General features: G+C 71.5%; 17 protein-coding genes. 6 read left to right on the top strand and 11 right to left on the bottom strand.

Features of this window, described 5'->3' with window-relative positions:
- Position 1: 1 nt before the first annotated feature.
- From OIE47_RS33500 to OIE47_RS33480, 5 genes are read right to left on the bottom strand one after another with little or no spacing between them, the layout of a single operon-like run.
- On the bottom strand, positions 2 to 673 hold the full coding sequence (locus OIE47_RS33500; RefSeq protein WP_326558543.1) for a biliverdin-producing heme oxygenase: 672 nt from the start codon (positions 671 to 673) through the stop codon (positions 2 to 4).
- On the bottom strand, positions 673 to 1,491 hold the full coding sequence (locus OIE47_RS33495) for a heme ABC transporter ATP-binding protein (protein WP_326558542.1): 819 nt from the start codon (positions 1,489 to 1,491) through the stop codon (positions 673 to 675). Before OIE47_RS33495 ends, OIE47_RS33500 begins: the two co-directional genes overlap by 1 nt.
- Positions 1,488 to 2,597: a FecCD family ABC transporter permease gene (locus tag OIE47_RS33490; RefSeq protein ID WP_326558541.1), complete on the bottom strand. Its 1,110-nt coding sequence runs from the start codon at positions 2,595 to 2,597 to the stop codon at positions 1,488 to 1,490. The genes OIE47_RS33495 and OIE47_RS33490 overlap by 4 nt, the downstream gene beginning before the upstream one ends.
- Positions 2,594 to 3,628: a heme/hemin ABC transporter substrate-binding protein gene (locus tag OIE47_RS33485; RefSeq protein WP_326558540.1), complete on the bottom strand. Its 1,035-nt coding sequence runs from the start codon at positions 3,626 to 3,628 to the stop codon at positions 2,594 to 2,596. Before OIE47_RS33485 ends, OIE47_RS33490 begins: the two co-directional genes overlap by 4 nt.
- A complete protein-coding gene (locus tag OIE47_RS33480; RefSeq protein WP_326558539.1) occupies positions 3,625 to 4,461 on the bottom strand; it encodes a hypothetical protein in 837 nt (278 codons plus the stop codon). The genes OIE47_RS33485 and OIE47_RS33480 overlap by 4 nt, the downstream gene beginning before the upstream one ends.
- A 215-nt stretch (positions 4,462 to 4,676) precedes the next feature.
- Between OIE47_RS33480 and OIE47_RS33475 the strand changes: the two genes are divergently transcribed.
- The 3 genes from OIE47_RS33475 to OIE47_RS33465 all read left to right on the top strand — a co-directional run bounded on the left by OIE47_RS33475 (position 4,677) and on the right by OIE47_RS33465 (position 8,282).
- Complete coding sequence (locus OIE47_RS33475) at positions 4,677 to 6,197, top strand: HtaA domain-containing protein (RefSeq protein ID WP_326558538.1); 1,521 nt, start codon at positions 4,677 to 4,679, stop codon at positions 6,195 to 6,197.
- Positions 6,198 to 6,267: 70 nt separating this feature from the next.
- Entirely contained in the window at positions 6,268 to 7,344 is a 1,077-nt protein-coding gene (locus OIE47_RS33470) for a WxL protein peptidoglycan domain-containing protein (RefSeq protein ID WP_326558537.1), read from the top strand.
- 2 nt (positions 7,345 to 7,346) lie between these two features.
- A complete protein-coding gene (locus OIE47_RS33465; RefSeq protein ID WP_326558536.1) occupies positions 7,347 to 8,282 on the top strand; it encodes a hypothetical protein in 936 nt (311 codons plus the stop codon).
- A gap of 43 nt (positions 8,283 to 8,325) precedes the next feature.
- On the opposite strand, the gene OIE47_RS33460 is transcribed toward OIE47_RS33465, so the two are convergent.
- Positions 8,326 to 8,781: a DUF6069 family protein gene (locus OIE47_RS33460; RefSeq protein WP_326558535.1), complete on the bottom strand. Its 456-nt coding sequence runs from the start codon at positions 8,779 to 8,781 to the stop codon at positions 8,326 to 8,328.
- A gap of 179 nt (positions 8,782 to 8,960) precedes the next feature.
- Between OIE47_RS33460 and OIE47_RS33455 the strand changes: the two genes are divergently transcribed.
- The 3 genes from OIE47_RS33455 to OIE47_RS33445 all read left to right on the top strand — a co-directional run bounded on the left by OIE47_RS33455 (position 8,961) and on the right by OIE47_RS33445 (position 12,164).
- Entirely contained in the window at positions 8,961 to 9,323 is a 363-nt protein-coding gene (locus OIE47_RS33455) for a YciI family protein (RefSeq protein ID WP_326558534.1), read from the top strand.
- Positions 9,320 to 10,561: an RNA polymerase sigma factor gene (locus tag OIE47_RS33450; protein WP_326558533.1), complete on the top strand. Its 1,242-nt coding sequence runs from the start codon at positions 9,320 to 9,322 to the stop codon at positions 10,559 to 10,561. Before OIE47_RS33455 ends, OIE47_RS33450 begins: the two co-directional genes overlap by 4 nt.
- Positions 10,562 to 11,030: 469 nt before the next feature.
- Entirely contained in the window at positions 11,031 to 12,164 is a 1,134-nt protein-coding gene (locus tag OIE47_RS33445; protein WP_326558532.1) for a right-handed parallel beta-helix repeat-containing protein, read from the top strand.
- 173 nt (positions 12,165 to 12,337) lie between these two features.
- Here OIE47_RS33445 and OIE47_RS33440 read toward each other — a convergent pair whose 3' ends face one another.
- From OIE47_RS33440 to OIE47_RS33420, 5 genes are all read right to left on the bottom strand, one after another.
- The gene (locus OIE47_RS33440) at positions 12,338 to 13,042 is read right to left on the bottom strand and encodes a hypothetical protein (protein WP_326558531.1); all 705 of its coding nucleotides are present in this window, start codon (positions 13,040 to 13,042) and stop codon (positions 12,338 to 12,340) included.
- A 188-nt stretch (positions 13,043 to 13,230) separates the two neighbouring features.
- Positions 13,231 to 13,890, bottom strand: a complete 660-nt coding sequence (locus OIE47_RS33435) for a response regulator transcription factor (protein WP_326558530.1) — start codon at positions 13,888 to 13,890, stop codon at positions 13,231 to 13,233.
- On the bottom strand, positions 13,878 to 15,167 hold the full coding sequence (locus tag OIE47_RS33430; protein ID WP_326558529.1) for a sensor histidine kinase: 1,290 nt from the start codon (positions 15,165 to 15,167) through the stop codon (positions 13,878 to 13,880). The genes OIE47_RS33435 and OIE47_RS33430 overlap by 13 nt, the downstream gene beginning before the upstream one ends.
- Before the next feature lie 136 nt (positions 15,168 to 15,303).
- Complete coding sequence (locus tag OIE47_RS33425) at positions 15,304 to 15,999, bottom strand: hypothetical protein (RefSeq protein ID WP_326558528.1); 696 nt, start codon at positions 15,997 to 15,999, stop codon at positions 15,304 to 15,306.
- 77 nt (positions 16,000 to 16,076) lie between these two features.
- Positions 16,077 to 16,217 carry a hypothetical protein gene (locus OIE47_RS33420; protein WP_326558527.1) on the bottom strand — a complete coding sequence of 47 codons (141 nt, stop codon included), beginning with the start codon at positions 16,215 to 16,217 and terminating at the stop codon, positions 16,077 to 16,079.
- Between the last annotated feature and the right edge of the window lie 153 nt (positions 16,218 to 16,370).

The following is a 16,370-nucleotide window of genomic DNA, read 5'->3' as shown; positions in this document are numbered from 1 at the left end:
CCTACGGGGTCGCGGGGTGGGCGGCGCCGAGCTGGTGGAACATCTCCCGGTTGAGGTCGAAGGCGATCACCGCTTCGGAGGCCGTCCGTTCGGACTCGGCCGCGTCCAGTGCCAGGGCGTCCAGCCGGTCGCGGTACTCCCGCTTGAACCTGCCCCGGCTCGGGATGCGATCGAACTGGTAGAACCGGGTGCCGTCGTCCGTGGTGAAGCCGTAGGTGCGGCGTACCGCGGCGGCGACGAACGCGCCGCCGGAAAGGTCGCCCAGGTAACGGGTGTAGTGGTGGGCAATGAAGCCGGCCGGCCAGGTGAAGCAGACCTCACGCAACCGGTCACGGTACGCCTCGGTCGCGGCACCGGGCGCGATCTGCTCCCGCCACCCCGGCCCGAGCAGGAACGCGAGGTCCTCGGCCAGCCGGGGGAGCCGGGTCAACTCGTCGGCCACGAACGGACCAGCCACCGGGTCGTCGCGCATCGCCTCGGCGGCCTGTTCGAGGGTCTCGTAGAGAAAGTAGTGCTGGGCGACCAGAGCGGCGTATCCCACGAGGGGGATCTGCCCGGCGATCAGCGCGGTGATGTACGGGGTCGACTCGGCCGCACGGTGGGCCGCGTCGGTTGCCGTACGGAGCCGGGCGGCGAGACCGTTCGCCTCGGTCAGGACCGGTGTGTCGTTCATCATTTGTCCTCTGTGGATCGAATTGGCAGCACCAGCGGGGTTCCGGTGCGGGGATGGGGGAGTATCTCGATCTCGTGCCGGTACGCCGCGCTGAGCCGGTCCGCGGTCAGCACCTGTTCCGGGGGACCGTCGGTGACCAGCCGGCCGTCGGAGAGCAGCGCGATGCGATCGGCGTACGCGGCCGCCAGCCCCAGGTCGTGCAGCACGGCCACCACCGTGTCCCCGGCTCGGGCCCGAGCTCTGGCGACCCTCAGGACCAGCTCCTGGTGGTGCAGGTCGAGTGCAGCGGTCGGCTCGTCGAGCAGCAGGATCGGGGTGCGCTGGGCCAGCACCCGGGCCAGCGCCACCCGTGCCTGTTCGCCGCCGGACAGGGCGGGGAAGGGGCGGCCGGCAAGGTCCCCGATCTCGGTGAGCCGCATCGCCTCGGCGATCGCCTCGTCGTCCTGCGCCTGCTCGGGGCGCCCGACCCAGGGAGCCCGGCCCATGGCCACCACCTCGCCCGCGGTGAACGGGAACGCCAGCGTCGTACGCTGCGGCAGCATCGCCCGTCGGCGCGCGAGCTGGCCGGGTGTCCACGCGGACAGCGCCGAACCCTGGACCCGGATCTGTCCGCCGGCCACCCGGAGGTCACCGCAGAGCGCGGCAAGCAGGGTTGACTTGCCGGCGCCGTTCGGGCCGACCAGGGTGAGCAGTTCGCCGGCTCGGACGTCCACGCTCACGTCCCGCAGGACGAGCCGATCACCGAGCCGGACCCGTAGGTCTCGTACCTCGATCGGGACCGTCATGGTGACGGGCGCGGGGCGCGGTGGTGGGTTCACGCCCAGCCTCCGGCGCGGCTGCGGGTTCGGCGGAGCAGCCAGAAGAAGCAGGGGCCGCCGACGACCGCGGTCAGTACGCCCAGCGGTAGTTCCTGGTAGTCGACGAGGGTCCGGGCGGCCAGGTCCGCGGCGACCACGATGATCGCCCCGCCGAGGGCGCTCGCGGGGATCAGCACCCGGTGCCCGGGTCCGGTGACGAGCCGGATCAGGTGCGGCACCACCAGGCCGACGAAGCTGATGATTCCGGTGAACGCGACCGCGGAGGCCGCGAGCAGGGCGGTTACCGTGATCATCACGATCCGCAGTCGTTCGACCGGTACACCGAGGTGCTGGGCCGGTCGCTCGCCGAGCGCGAGCAGGTCCAGCCGGCCGGCGGCGGCCAGCGCGGCGCCGATCCCGACCACGGCGCAGGGCAGGGTGACCGCGACGCTGGCCCAGGTGGCCTGGGCGAGGCTGCCCAGTTGCCAGAACGCGATCGCCCGGACCGCGTCCGCGTCCCCGAAGAACATCAGCAGGCCGAGTACGGCACCGGCGACCGCGTTGACCGCGATACCGGTCAGGACCAGGGTCACCACCTCGGTACGGCCGTCGGCGCGGGACATCGCGTAGACCAGCAGGGTGGTCAGCAGGCCGGTAACGAACGCCGCCGCGGCGACGGTCCAGCCGCCGAGGGTGGAGATTCCGGTGACGATGGTGGCGGCGGCGCCGACGGCCGCACCGGAGGAGACCCCGATGATGCCGGGCTCGGCGAGCGGGTTGCCGAAGACGCCCTGCATGAGCGCTCCGGCGCAGCCGAGGGACGCGCCGACGACGACGGCCAGGCTGACCCTGGGAAACCGGACCACCCACAACGCGTTCTCGCCCTGCGCGGCACCGGGCAGCGGACCGACGGGCAGGCCGAGCCGGTGCAGGACGGAGCCGAGCACCTCGGCCGGTGACACGTGCACCTGCCCGGTGCCGGCCGCGACCAGGCAGATCAGCACCAGCCCGGCGGTCAGTCCGGCGAGGAGTATCCCGTTGCGGCGCCGGGTGCTCGGTGGGCCGACCGGTCCTGGTCCGGGGGTGCGGGACCGCGTCGGTGACGCGGTGACGGGTTCTGCGCTCACGGTCGGTTGCCCCCGCACTCGTACACCGCCTTGGCCAGGGCGCTGATGGCGAGGCCGGTTCGGGCGCCGAAGTTGAGCAGGATCCCGTCGTCCATGTCGACGATGCGCCGGTCGCGCCCGGCCGGGGTCTGCGCCACGCCCGGCATCGCGAGCAGCCCGTCGACGCCCTTGACCGATTCGAGTCCCTCGGTCATCACCAGGATCACGTCCGGAGCCGCATTGATCAGACCTTCGCTGGTCAGCGGGCGGAACTTCTCCAGTCCGATCTCGGTGCCGGCGTCGACCGCGCCGATCGCCCGGATCATCTCGTCCGAGCCGGCGCCCTTGCCGGCCATCAGGTACACCCCGGCGGTGCCGCGCAGGTAGAGGAAGGCGATGCGGGGTGGGCGACCCTCCGGTGCGGTGCGACGGGCGGCCGCGATGTCGGCGTCGACCCGGCCGACCAGCGCCTCTCCGGCAGCCGGGACGCCCAGCGCCGCCGCGATCGCCCGAATGTGCCGGGACACCGCGGTCAGGGTCTGTTCGTCGTCGATCAGCACCACCGGGATGCCGGACCGGCGGAGCTGGTTGAGCACCTCCGGTGGCCCGATGCTGTCGTCGGCGATCACGACGGTGGGGTTGAGGCGGAGAATCGCCTCACCGGAGAGGTCGTGTCCGGCCGGGGTGACCCGTGGCAGGTGGGCTGCGGCGGGGAAGGTGGTGGCGGTGTCCCGCCCCACGACCCGGTCGCCGAGGCCGAGGCTGAAGACGATCTCGGCGATCGAGCCGTACAGGTTGACCGGCAGGATGCGGCTGGTGTCGGTCACCGTCACGCTCGTACCGTCCGCGGAGGTCACGGTGACCGGCAGTCCGGCCGGCGGGTTGGTCGCCACCGGAACCACGTCGGTGGACTCGACCCGTGCGGTCGACGGGCCGCAGCCGGCGGCCGGGTCGCGGTCGGCCTCGGCGGTGGCACCGGCGCAGCCGGCGAGGCCGAGGACGGCGAGCAGGGCAAGGGCGGCGCCGTGGGTGGGTCGGGGCCGGCGGATCATGCGGCACCGCGCCGGTTGCGGCGCCGGAGCAGGAGTACGCCGACCAGCGCGGCCACGACGAGGGCCAGCGCGCCGGTCCACAGGCGACCGGTGGAACTGCTCTCGCTGACCCGGGTCACCTCGATCGGGCCGGCCGCGGCGGTCCCGCCACCCGGTCCGCTGACCGGGCCGGTCACCGCTGTGCCGGTGGCCGGCGTACCGGCGGCGCTCGACGTGCCGGCCGGTCCCGGTGCGGTGGTGGTGGGCCGGGTGTCGGGGCGGGTGGTGGCGGCACCGGTACGCGCCGGCGTCGGCCCGGTGGTCGGGGCGGGTGGTGTCGCGAAGCTCACCGGGACGAGTACGTCCTGCGTACGGTCACTGGTGCGGGTGTGGTCGCTGCGGGTGGCCACCACGCACCTGCGTACGGTGCAGTCGACGTCGCCGATCTTCGCGCTGACCTTGATCTGGACCCGGAACGTGCCGTTCGGGCCGTACGGGATGGCCAGTCCCTCGCCGTACGAGGGTGGGTTGGACGAGATCCACTGGGAAGCGCCCGAGCTGCCGCTGGTGTCCGCGCCGCCACCGCACGGTGAGGGGAGCACGCCCTTGCCGTTGTCGACGCAGTACGCGACGTAGATCCCCTTGTTGGTGTCGTAGCCGGAGCCGGAGACGGTGATCGTCTCCCCGGCCCGGTTGACGCCGGCCGTCTTGCCGACCGTGAGGCGTTGTCCGTTCGGGCCCTGGCCGACCGTGTCGGCGGAGGCTGTTGAGGGGGGCAGCACGCCGGTCGCGACCGCGCTGAGCAGGAGGACCGTGCCGGTGAGGCGACGGCGCAGCCCTGGACGAGTGGACATCGGGATTACTCCGGTTGGTTGACGACTGGACAGTAAGGGTTGCCTAACCTAAGACTGGATGCAGTCGAAGGACAAGCGTCTGACCGGCTCGTTTCTTGTGGATCAACAGCGTCGACCTGTTGTCCGGGTGCCGGGTTGACCGCAACTTAGCTTAGGCTAACCTAAGTTGGTCTTAGGGGAACGTGTTCCCCCGGTCTTCTCGGAAAGGAAGCAGGATGGGCAGACTGAACGCCGGCAACGCCCGGCGTACGTCGCTGCGATGGACGGCCGCGGTTGTCCTCGGTGCCGCCGCCTCGATCGTCGCGGTGGCACCCGTGGCGGCGGCCCCGGTGGACGTCACCGCAGGTGACCTCGACTGGGGATTCAAGGCCTCGTTCCGTAACTACGTGTCCACCGGTAACGGCAATCCGCCGATCGCGGTCACCGACGGTGCCACCCGCAACGCGGACGGCACCTTCAGATTCGCCGCCCTCGACGGCTCGTACGACCCGGCGACCGGGGCGGCGACCGTCCACTACGGCGGCACGGTGGTGCTGTCGTACCCGGCTCACTTCTTCAAGATCACCATGGCCAACCCCACGGTGGTCCTGGCAGGGGAAACGGGATCGCTGCTCGCCGACGTCGACCTCGAGGTCAGCGGCGGCGGTTTCGAGCCGGTGTCGGTCGACCAGGCCGCGATCGCGACCCTGGACGCGTCCGCCGGCCCGCAGTCCTCCGGCACCACGGTGACCTGGACCAACCTGGCCGCGACCATGACCGAGATCGGGGCGTCGGCGTTCGCCGGCTTCTACGGTGCGGGCACGGTCCTGGACCCGGCGACGTTCAGTTTCACCTCCGCCGGAGCACCGGCGGCGCCGGCCGTCTCGGTCACCCCGTCGACCGGCATCGACCCGGAACAGGCGACCGTCACCGTCACCGGCTCGGGCTTCAACCCCGACGGTGCCGGCGGCAACGGCGTCTACGTCGCCTTCGGACCGAAGAACGACACCGACTACTGGGTCAACGCCCGGCGCTACAAGTCGGTGAAGTGGGTGAACAAGAACGTCACCACCCCGAGCGCGGGGCAGGACACGCTGAACGGCGACGGAACCTTCAGCACCACGCTGTCGGTCGCCGCGAAGTACACCGACGGCAGCGGTAACGCCGTCGACTGCACCACGGTGCAGTGCTACATCCTGACCTTCGCCGCGCACGGCTCGGCCGACCGGAGCCAGGACACGTTCACTCCGGTCAGCTTCGCCGGCACCCCAGGGTCCGGCGGCAGCGCCGAACAGGAGATCACCGCGCAGGTCCGCCAGACCGGCGCGCTGATCCTGACCTCGGCCGGATCGACCGTCGCCCTCGGCGCGGTCGACCCCGGCGGTACGGCGACCGGCAACCTCAACAAGGTCACCGTCTCCGACCAGCGGGGCACCAACGCCGGCTGGAGCCTGGTCGGCCAGGTGGAGAACTTCACCAGTGCCGCCGGTGGTGTGATCGCCGCCGACAACCTCGGCTGGACGCCGAACGCGTCGGTGGTGAACGACGGGCTGGTCGGCACACCGGGATTGGTCACGCCGGGTGCGGTGGCCAACCCCGGTGCGGGCACGGGTCTGGGCACCGCCCGGGCACTGTGCACCTCGGCGGCCGGCGCGAGCGCCGGACAGTTCGAGTGCGGGGCACGGCTCGACCTCGGTGTACCGGCGTCAACCTCGCCGGGTGACTACACCGCGACCCTGACCGTCACCCTGTCCTGACCCCTTACGGCAGCGGCGTCCGATCTCTGGACCGGACGCCGCTGCCGCCGCCCCTTCCGCGGAGCTGCACATGATCCACCGATCGCTGCCGGCGCTGGCCGTGGCCCTGATCGCCGTCCTGTCCTCGTCGCCCGGCCATGCCGCGCCCGCGGCGTCACGCGCTGCCGACATCACCTGGGCGGTGCAACCCTCCAGCGCCTCCGGACCCACCGGGCGCAGCTACTTCGCCTACGACGCCAGCCCCGGACAGCGCATCGACGACCATGTCGCGATCACCAACCTCGGCAGCACGCCGTTGACGCTCACCGTGTACGCCACCGACGCGTTCACCACCATCGACGGCGGATTCGGGCTGCTGCCGGCGAGCCAACCTCCGACCGGGCCCGGTGCCTGGACGAGCGTCGGGTCGCGTACCCGGACGGTCCCCGCCGGGCAGCGGGTGGTCGTCCCGTTCCACCTCGACGTACCCGCCAATGCCACACCGGGCGACCACAGCGGTGGCCTGGTCGCCTCCGTGACCGCGGTGGGCACCGACGCCGGCGGGCAGCGGGTCAACCTGGACCGGCGGGCCGCCGCCCGCATCTACCTTCGCGTGGCCGGGCCGCTGCACCCGTCGCTCCAGGTCGAGACGCTACGGGTGACGCACCACAACCCGCTGAACCCGTTCGGCGGCGGCACCATGACGATCCGCTACCAACTGCGCAACACCGGCAACGTACGGATCGGTGGCACCGGTCAGGTCGCCGTCACCGGCCCGCTCGGCTGGTCCCTGGCCCGTACCGGCAACCTCGAACTGCCCGAGCTGCTACCCGGATCGGCCATCGAGGTACGCGAGCGGGTCACCGGGCTACCGGCAGCCGGCCGGCTGACCGTCGCGGTCCTGGTGGAGCCGTCCACGATGGACGTACCGCTGCCTCGGGTCACCCGTACCAGTGGTGTCTGGGCTCCGCCGTGGCTCCTGGTCGCGGCGCTGGCGCTGCTCGGCGTGGTCGCGGTGGTCCGGCGCATCCGACGCCGCCCGGCCCGCCGCGCCGCCGACGCCCCAGTACCCGCCCCCGAGGCCGGTCGGACCGCCCCCGAGGCCGCGAAGACCGGTTCCGGGGGGCCCGGCAGCGAGGCTGTGGCGGCCACCGACGGGCGGGTGTGACGGTGGCCGGCGTCCCCGCCCTGATGTTCGTGACCACGGTGCTGGCCACCGCCGTTCTGGCTCCGGCCACCCCCACCGCATCCCCGACCGGGTCGGCGCCCGTGATCACCATCGACCGGGACCGGACGGCGCCCGGCGACCGGATCATGGTCCGGCTCGGTGGCTGGCCGGCCGGCACCGCCGCTGTCGAGATCTGCGGCAACAACGGCCGGCGCGGGTCGGCGGACTGCGCCGTGCACGACTCGGTGCAGACCTACGTCTCGACGGCCGGGACCGCGACCACCACCCTGACCGTGACCGCGCCGCCCGTCGGCTGCCCGTGCGTGGTCCGGGTGACCAGCCTGAGCGGCAGCCTCGGCGGCACGGTGCCGGTGGTCGTCGCCGGGGTCACCGCCCCGCCGGTGCCACCGGAAACCATGGCGGCGCCGCCGGGCGTCGCCGCGATCGAGGTCACCCGGGTCGCCGTGACGGGGGACTGGTCCTGGCCGGCCCTGCTCGGCGGCCCGGCGCGACGCATCCTGCTCGTCGACGTACGCAACAACGGCACCGCACCGGTGGTCGAACCCGCGATCACGGTGACGCTCGGCCGGGGTGCCAACCCGACCGGGTTCGTGCCCCCGCCCCTGCTCGACACCCTGCAACCGGGCGAGCAGCGGACCGTACGTCTACCGGTGACCATCGGTGCGCCCGCCGTCGGCAGCTACACCGTCCGGGGTGAGCTGGGCGGGCCGGACGGGCCGGCCCGGTTCAGTGCCACCATCGTCAGCTACCCGTGGGGACTGGTCGGTGTCGCCGCCGTTCTCGTCGCCGCGTTCGCCCTGGCCGAGCTGCGCCGCTCGCGCCGACCCGCCCGCCGGCCGGCTACTCCGGCCCACCCACGACCAGCATCCGCTCCGCCCACGCCGCCCGGGCCGGGCGCCGTGGACGGTCGGCACTGATCCACCCGGGCGGCCTACCCGAGGCAGGCCGGGTGCCGGTCGGTCAGCGGGTGCCGGGCCGGTCGGGGAGGCGGTCGAGCCGGCGGGTGACGATCGGGATGACGATCAGCGCGGCGACGACGTGCGACAGGGCGAGCATCACCTTGGTCGAGGTCGCGGTGGCACCGGCGAGGTACGGCCCCGCCATCGACACCACGGTCAGCGCGATCGTCGTCCACAGGTAGGTACGGGCGGGGCGGCGGGCGTACCGGGCGAGCAGGACCGCGAGGATCGTGCCCCAGAACACGGAGATCACCGTGCCCATGGCGAACATGCCGACGTTGACCGGCTCGGCGACCGTGGCGCCCGTGCCTCCCGCCATCATCGGCACCCCCACGGCGCGGGCGGCCAGGCCGAAGATCTCCGTCGCGACGGCCGCAGCCAGTCCGGCCAGCGCGCTGACCTGCCACACCGGCCGGGTGGTGAGCATGTTGTCGGCCCGGATCGTGATCGTGTTCATGGTGTCTCTCCCGTTGTCCGGCTGTTTGGTGCTTCTGTGGGAAAGACGAAGCAGTGCTGTCCGGTTCGACAGATCCGGCCGAGGAAACTTTTCCGGTAAGCATGTCGAGGACGGTGCGGCGGCTCCGTTTACCAGGTGACAGCGCCGGCACGGTGCACGAACCGGAAGGAACGACCCTGATGAAGTACCTGCTGATGATCTACGGCAATCAGGAGAAGTGGGATTCGATCCTGGCCGAGAACTGGCCCGAGGAGATCGCCAAGCAGGACGCGTTCAACCGGAAGTACCAGGCGAACGGCGAGCTGCTCGGCGCGTACGGGCTGGCCGACGCGGCGGCGAGCCGGCTGGTTCGGCGTACGGACGGCGCCCCGGCGGTCACCGACGGGCCGTACCTGGAGACGAAGGAGTACATCGCCAGCTTCTACCTGTTCGACTGCGAGAACGAGCAGCGGGCGTACGAGATCGCCGCCGAGATGCCGTGGGCGCACATCGAGCCGGTCGAGGTGTGGCCGATCCTGCACGAGGCGCCCGCCAGCCTGTGAAGGTCGATCGGGGGGTCGAGGACCTGCTGCGCGAGCTGGCGCCGCAGGTCCTCGGCGCGCTGGTCCGCCGGTACGGGCAGTTCGACACCTGCGAGGACGCGACCCAGGAGGCCCTGCTCCGGGCTGCGGTGCGCTGGCCCACCGAGGGCGTACCGGACAACCCCCGCGCGTGGCTGATCACCGTCGCCACCCATCGCCTCCTCGACGAGGTGCGCAGCGAGCAGGCGCGGCGGCGGCGCGAGGAGACGATATTCGCCGCCACCCCGCAGTCGGAGCTGCTCGGCCGGCCCGCGGATGTCGAGCCGGACGCCGACCGAGACGACTCACTCGCCCTGCTCTTTCTCTGCTGCCATCCGGCGCTGTCGCCGCCCAGCCAGATCGCGCTGACCCTGCGCGCGGTCGGCGGTCTCACCACCGCCCAGATCGCTGCGGCGTTCCTGGTCCCCGAGGCGACCATGGCACAACGCATCAGCCGGGCCAAGCAGACCATCAGGAGCAGCGGTACGACCTTCGCACTGCCCGAGGGAGCGGAGCGGGCCGAGCGACTGCGTGCCGTACTGCACGTGCTGTACCTGCTCTTCAACGAGGGGTACACCGCCACGACCGGGCCGGAGCTCACCGCGCCCCGGTTGTCCGACGAGGCGATCCGGCTCACCACCTGGCTGCGACGACTGCTGCCGCACGACGGTGAGGTGACCGGGCTGCTGGCCCTGATGCTGCTCACCGAGGCCCGCCGGCCCGCCCGTACGGCGCCCGACGGCTCCCTGGTGCCGCTCGACGAACAGGACCGCCGTACCTGGGACCGGAAACTTATCACCGAGGGGCTCAACCTCGTCACGGAGGCACTCGACCGGGGCCCGGTCGGCCCGTACCAGGTGCAGGCCGCCATCGCCGCCGTCCACGACGAGGCCGAGCACCTGGAGGCCACCGACTGGCCCCAGGTACTCGGCCTGTACGACCTGCTGGAGCAGCTCGCACCGGGCCCGATGGTCACGCTCAACCGCACGGTCGCGGTTGCCATGGTCCACGGACCGTCGGCGGGGCTGCTCCTGCTGGAAGCGCTGGGCGCCGACAACCGGATGGCACGCCACCACCGTTTCCTTGCGACCCGCGGCCACCTGCGCGAGATGGCCGGCGAACGGGATGCCGCCGCAGCCGACTTCCGGGAGGCCGCCCGCCGTGCGACCAGCCTCCCGGAGCGCCGCCACCTCACCGCCCGCGCCGCCCGCCTCGGCTGACGGGTCACGACGTGTGGGCTCCGGAAGGTCGGTGGACCTGATCGTCGACGATGCTGCCGGCGTTTTCATCCGAACATGTGCTTTATTCGCATAAGCCGTGCTTGTCCCCATGATCGCCGTACCGTGAATTTCCATGGTTGCGACGATGCGCAGCCTCCGCGCGACAGGTCGGTGCGGCGGTGTCCGATATGAAGGGCAGGGAAGTGTTATGTCCGGTTGTCACGGGGGCTACGGAGATCCCGAACAGTCCGCACCGCGGCCGACGGGGCGGCGATGGCTTCTGGCCACGGGCCTCGTAGCCGGGGGTGTGGCGGCGGGTCTGGCGGGCCTTGCCGCCCTCACCCCGGTCGGGGACAGCGCCCCCACCGGTCCGAGCCTGGAGTGGCTCGCCGCGACCGGCGCCCCAGAACCCGCCCCCGGCATGAATTCGGAGGGTGCGTCGCCCGACGGGCCCCACGAGGTGAAGCCCGTGCCCTGTGACGCGGGGGAGCTCGTCGCCGCGATCGCGCTCGCCAACGCCGCAGGCGGAGGCGATCTCAAACTCGCGTCGAAGTGCACCTACACCCTCGCCGCCGTCGTGGACCGAGGTGACGAGAAGATCAGCGACAGGTCCGGCCTGCCGGTGATATATCAACCGATCAGCATCGTGGGTGAGGGCGCCACCATCGTGCGGGACGCGAAGTCCGAAGAATTCCGGTTCTTCACCGTCCGGGATGGTGGCGAGCTGAAGCTGAGCGATCTCACCCTGTCGAACGGACGTGCCGCCGACGGCGGCAGCATCCGGATCGACCATGGCGGCACCGCGGTCGTCGAGCGCACCACGATCACCGAGAGCGCCGCGCTCGCCCCCGAGGGAGGTGGCGGTGGGATCTTCAACGATGGCCACCTGACCCTCGTCGAAGGCACATTCCGTGACAACAACGCCGCAGGTTGGGCGGGCAGGGGTGGGGGCCTGCTCAACGGGGGTGTCCTTACGGTGAAGTGGACGGAGTTCACCAACAACCGTGCCGGCGGGTTCGGTGGCGGGTTCGCGAACTACCAGGGCGCGGCCGACATCAGCGAGAGCACCTTCGTCCACAACGCCGCGGGCGAGGGCGGCGGTATCGCCAGCTACGCCGCCCGGACCAAGGTCTGGCAAACCAGGGTCACCGCCAACACCGCCAGGGTTGGCGGCGGCGTCGCCAACAAGGACGCCACGATCACCCTTCGCGACCTCACGATCGACCACAACACCTCGGACGTTGCCGGCGGCGGAATTTCGACCGTCCAGGGTCTGCTCACCGTCGACGACAGCACCGTCGTGGAGAACAGCACGGCCGGGGACGGCGGCGGCATCTCCGCCGAGCGGTCGACGGTACTCGTACGGCACAGCGAGAGCAGCCGTAACAAGGCGCTCGGCCCGGAGTCGAAGGGCGGCGGCGTCTCCGTAGCAGGGGGACAGGTGTCCCTGTTCAGAAGCAAGGTGACCGAGAACAGTGCCGCCGAGAAACCGGGCGGTGTGTTCGCGAAGGATGTCGCGGTCAAGGTCGACGACCAGACCGTCATCAGCGGAAACCAGCCGTGCGGGAACGCTCGGCAGGAAGTTGGCACCTGCCTGGGCTGATCACCGCCAGGCGAATCCTCGGCCGAAAGCGGAACCGCCAAGCACTCCGGGGCGCACCCGGCCATCCCGGCACACGATCCGTCGGATCGTTTCCCCGGAAGGCCGGGTGCGGCCCGCTACCTGCCCGACCGGTCGTGGGGGCGGGGCAGGTGCGGCCCCGGTACGCCCTCGGGCTATTCCCCGGCCGGGAAGGCGTAGCTCGACGGCGGGTCCGCCTGCTGCGCGGGGGTGCCGTAGACAACGGCGATCTCGTCGTGCGCGTGCAGGATGATCCCCGCCGGGTTTCCGGTGGCGGGCTTGCCGTTGACGTACGCCTGGAGCACCTTGCCGTCACCCGCGTGGAGCCCGCCGATCTGGTCGGCCGACAGCGACACCTGCCACTCGGTGAACAGCTGCCCCAGGCTGAAGTCGGCCTGCACCGGCGACTCGATGTGCAGCACCCCGGTGGTGTCGTGGGTGTGCAACGGGCTGATCTGCCCGGCGGACTGGTCTATGCCGAGGTTCGCCGGCACCACGACCGGCTGCCCGTCGACGAAGACGTCGAGGTGGGCGTGGATGTGCTCGACGGTGCCCTCCGCGCCGAGCATGGGCAGCCCGGCGGCGCGTACCTGGGTGCTGGCGTCGGAGGGTGCCGACCACGGCGGCTGGTCAGTGCGTCCCTGGGCGGTGGCGAGAGGTGTGGCCGGGATCGTCTGCGCGGCTGCCCCGTTGTCCGGTCGGTCGAGCGTGACCACCAGGCCGACGGCCACCAGGACCGCCGCGACCAGGCCGATCGCCGCGCCGGTCAGCAGTCGCCGTACCCGGCGCTCCCGGTGCCTCGCGCGCTGGGTTGCCCTGCGGGCCGCGGCGGCGCGTTCCTTCCGACTCTCACTCGGCATGGTCGTCATCCCTCGCAATGTGCGCATGAAGAATCAGCCGGGCTCCTCGGCCGACGGGCCGGCGGATCACCCGGCAGGGGTGTCAGACCGCACCCGACCTGGTGGGCGGTGGCGCGGCAGGTCCAACGATGCGCGGTCCGGGTGGGAGAACCCGGGGAGTCTCCTGGACGTTTGTTGGATGCCGGCCGTCAGCCTCGGCGGCGGGCGTCCTCGAGGTAGCGCAGCACCGCGGCGACCCGGCGGTCCGCGCGGTCGGTGGGCGCCAGGTCGAGCTTGGCGAAGATGCTCCGGATGTTCTTGTGTACGGCGCCGTCGGTGACGACGAGCCGTTCGGCGATGGCACCGTTCCCCAGCCCCTGGGCCATCAGCGCCAGTACGTCATGTTCCCGGGGGCTGAGCCGTTCCAACGGCGTGGCCGGTCGGGTCCGGGCCAGCAGTTGGGCGACCACGTCCGGGTCGATGGCGGTTCCCCCGTCCACCACCCGGTGCAGCGCGTCCAGGAACTCCTGCACCCGACCGACGCGCTCCTTGAGCAGGTAGCCGAGGCGGGCGCTGCCCTGGGCGAGCAGGTCGGTGGCGAAAGCCTGCTCGACGTACGCCGACAGCACCAGCACGGCCAGCCCCGGTTGCCGACGCCGGGCCTCGACGGCCGCCACGATGCCCTCGTCGGTGTGTGTCGGCGGCATCCGGACGTCGACGATGGCCACGTCGGGAACGTGTGCGTCGATGGCGGTCAGGAACTCGTCGGGCGTTGCGGTGGCGGCCACCACGTCCAGGGACTCCGCCCGCAGCAGCAGGGCGAGGCCCTCGCGCAGCAGCGGGTCGTCTTCGGCGATCACAATCCGCATGGCAGCCTCACCATCAGGTCGGTGGGACCGTCGACCGGGCTGACCAGCTCGAACGTCCCGTCGTGCGCTTCGACCCGGCGGCGGATCCCGACGAGTCCCGAACCGCCGTGCTCGTCGGCCCCACCCCGTCCGTCGTCGGTGATCCGCACAACGAGTTGGTCCTCACGGCGACGAAGCTTAACGGTGGCGTACCTGGCCTCGCTGTGCCGAGCGATGTTGGTGAGCGCCTCGGCGACCACGAAGTACGCCGTCGCCTCGACGGTCGCGGCGCACCGGTCCGACACGTCGGCGTCCACCCGGCAGGTCACCGGGCAGTCCGCGGCCAGGGCGGTGAGGGCGTCGGCGAGGCTGCGATCGGTCAGCACCGGCGGCAGGATGGTGCGTACGACGGCGCGCAGCTCGGCGAGCGCCTGCTCGGCGGCGTCCTGGGCGCGGTCGATGATCGCCTCGGCGTCGGACGGGTTACGCGCCAGCGCACGACGCGCCGCGCCGAGCAGGACGTTGACCGCGACCAGCCGGTTCTGGGTGCCGTCGTGCAACGACCGCTCGATCCGCCGCAGCTCGGCGGCGTGCGCGTCCAGGGCGGCGGCCCGCGTCGCGGTCAGTTGCGCGACCCGGATGGTCAGGTCGGTGCCGGGATCGGGTGACAGCAGGCGTCGACCGGGCCACGCCTGCAGCCGGGCCATGTACGGGGTGAGAGTCACCAGCACGACGAGCCATCCCAGGCCCATCAGGCTCACCACGAGCGCGCCGGGCAGGTTGTGCACGTGCACGAGCGCCAGCGTGTCGGAGGCTTCCGATGGTGGTACGAGGTACCACCACAACGGGAGGGTGCCGTCGGTCACCACGTACAGGGGCAGCGTCGCCCCGGACAGGCCGAGAATGAACCCGAGGGTCGCGTGGCACACCACCCAACCCAGCTCCCTGCGGACCGCGCGGTCCCGCACGACGGCGCCCAGCCGGTTCGGCACCGGTTCGGGGCCGATGATCTCCGGACCCCAGCGGGAGAGCCGGGCGCGTTCCCGGTCGGCGACGACCCGTAGCACCCGTAGCGCGACCGGTATCAGGAGCAGGCCGATGCCGAGCAGGCACAACAGTGCGACGACAGCCAGACAGATCAGTGTCACCAGGGCCAGCAACCCGGTGCCCAGCCCGCCGACGAGATGTTCGAGGGCGTCCAGGGCGGCTCGGGAGCGGACGCTCACCGCCTTTCGCCAGCGCTGCCCTCTGGCCGGGGGCGTGCCGTCGCGGATGTCGTACGCGCCGGAACTCGGCATCGGTACCTCCGTGGTCGGAAGGGTTCGCGGGGATCGGAGATTTCGATGATCCGGAGACCATACGACACCGCCGGTGCGCCCGCGCCGGTCGTGAACCGAACAGGGGTGGCGTGCGGGTAGCGCCGTCTCGCTCAGCTCATTCGACGACCCGTGTCGGGGATTCGACGGCCGGTCGGTAGCCGAGCCGTCCCCGGGTCGCGATCAGCAGTACCAGCGCCCCGGCGGCGGAGGTGAGCAACAGAACGTGGGTCGAGTTCTGGGCGGTGGCGATGGTGGCGAAGTCGCGCCAGCCGGGCTCCTCCGCGATGCCGGTGCTGATCATCTGTAGGACGAGGACCGGCAGGTAGACCAGGAGTGCCGTGGCGGGAGGCGCCTGGATGGAGCCGCCGGACAGTGCGACGGAGGTGATGGTCAGGGCGGCGGGGACGCCGATCAGGACCGACAGGTACCACCGCCAGCCGATCCGCCACCGCAACATCCGCCCGACCCAACGGCGGAGCCCGGCCCTACCGTCGGCGACCGCGGTCACGATGAACGCCGCCGTGATCGGGCCGAGGTAGGCGCCGGGTAGAACGCCGAGGGTCTGCGTGGTGCCGAGAATCGTCGGGAAACGGAAGTCGAGCACTCCCAGCCCGGTGGTCGATAGGACGTACGGGATCCAGGCGACCCAGCTCAACAGATTCGCCAGCGCGAAGAAGCTGAGCAGTGGACGGCGGCGGATGCAATTGCGAATTCCGCTGTCGCCGGGACCCGTACCGATAGCCACCGGACTCTCTGTCGCGACCATGTTGTCCTCCTCGAAAGGGCTGTCGACCTTCATGAGGAAGTCCATCAGTCGCTTCTCGTCGAGTCTCTACCGTGGACACCCGAAACGAGGTACAGCCTGGGGTACCACCGGAGGACTGGTGGTCATCGACGCCGGTTCCGGTAGTGGTGGACGATCAGCGCGGCGGCGCAGGCCAGCGCCGCCAGACCGAACCCGGAACCGACGAACAGGTTGGCGCCGGCGGCGGAGGCCACCACATTGGCGGCGACGCTGATTGCGAGCAACAGCCAGAGCAGGGGTCGAATGACTGTGTACCGTGTGCTCGGCACCGGTACGGGCTCACGCGTCACGGGCGCTTCGGGGGATTGATACGGATCGGGCACGGCGCACTCCCTGTGGAATCGGCGTATTGGGCGCCTCAACGCTAGGAGCCGCCG

The sequence above is a fragment of the Micromonospora sp. NBC_01796 genome, assembly GCF_035917455.1.
GTDB lineage: Bacteria > Actinomycetota > Actinomycetes > Mycobacteriales > Micromonosporaceae > Micromonospora_G.
The sequence above is the reverse complement of the archived record's forward strand: the minus strand, read 5'-3'. Positions and strand labels throughout refer to the sequence as shown.

What these genes read in the sequence shown, in the direction of transcription:
- OIE47_RS33500 (WP_326558543.1), bottom strand. Translation starts at nt 673, where the DNA reads ATGAACGACACACCGGTCCTGACCGAGGCGAACGGTCTCGCCGCCCGG.
- OIE47_RS33485 (WP_326558540.1), bottom strand. Translation starts at nt 3,628, where the DNA reads ATGATCCGCCGGCCCCGACCCACCCACGGCGCCGCCCTTGCCCTGCTC.
- OIE47_RS33480 (WP_326558539.1), bottom strand. Translation starts at nt 4,461, where the DNA reads ATGTCCACTCGTCCAGGGCTGCGCCGTCGCCTCACCGGCACGGTCCTC.
- OIE47_RS33475 (WP_326558538.1), top strand. Translation starts at nt 4,677, where the DNA reads ATGGGCAGACTGAACGCCGGCAACGCCCGGCGTACGTCGCTGCGATGG.
- OIE47_RS33470 (WP_326558537.1), top strand. Translation starts at nt 6,268, where the DNA reads ATGATCCACCGATCGCTGCCGGCGCTGGCCGTGGCCCTGATCGCCGTC.
- OIE47_RS33460 (WP_326558535.1), bottom strand. Translation starts at nt 8,781, where the DNA reads ATGAACACGATCACGATCCGGGCCGACAACATGCTCACCACCCGGCCG.
- OIE47_RS33455 (WP_326558534.1), top strand. Translation starts at nt 8,961, where the DNA reads ATGAAGTACCTGCTGATGATCTACGGCAATCAGGAGAAGTGGGATTCG.
- OIE47_RS33440 (WP_326558531.1), bottom strand. Translation starts at nt 13,042, where the DNA reads ATGCCGAGTGAGAGTCGGAAGGAACGCGCCGCCGCGGCCCGCAGGGCA.
- OIE47_RS33435 (WP_326558530.1), bottom strand. Translation starts at nt 13,890, where the DNA reads ATGCGGATTGTGATCGCCGAAGACGACCCGCTGCTGCGCGAGGGCCTC.
- OIE47_RS33430 (WP_326558529.1), bottom strand. Translation starts at nt 15,167, where the DNA reads ATGCCGAGTTCCGGCGCGTACGACATCCGCGACGGCACGCCCCCGGCC.
- OIE47_RS33425 (WP_326558528.1), bottom strand. Translation starts at nt 15,999, where the DNA reads ATGGACTTCCTCATGAAGGTCGACAGCCCTTTCGAGGAGGACAACATG.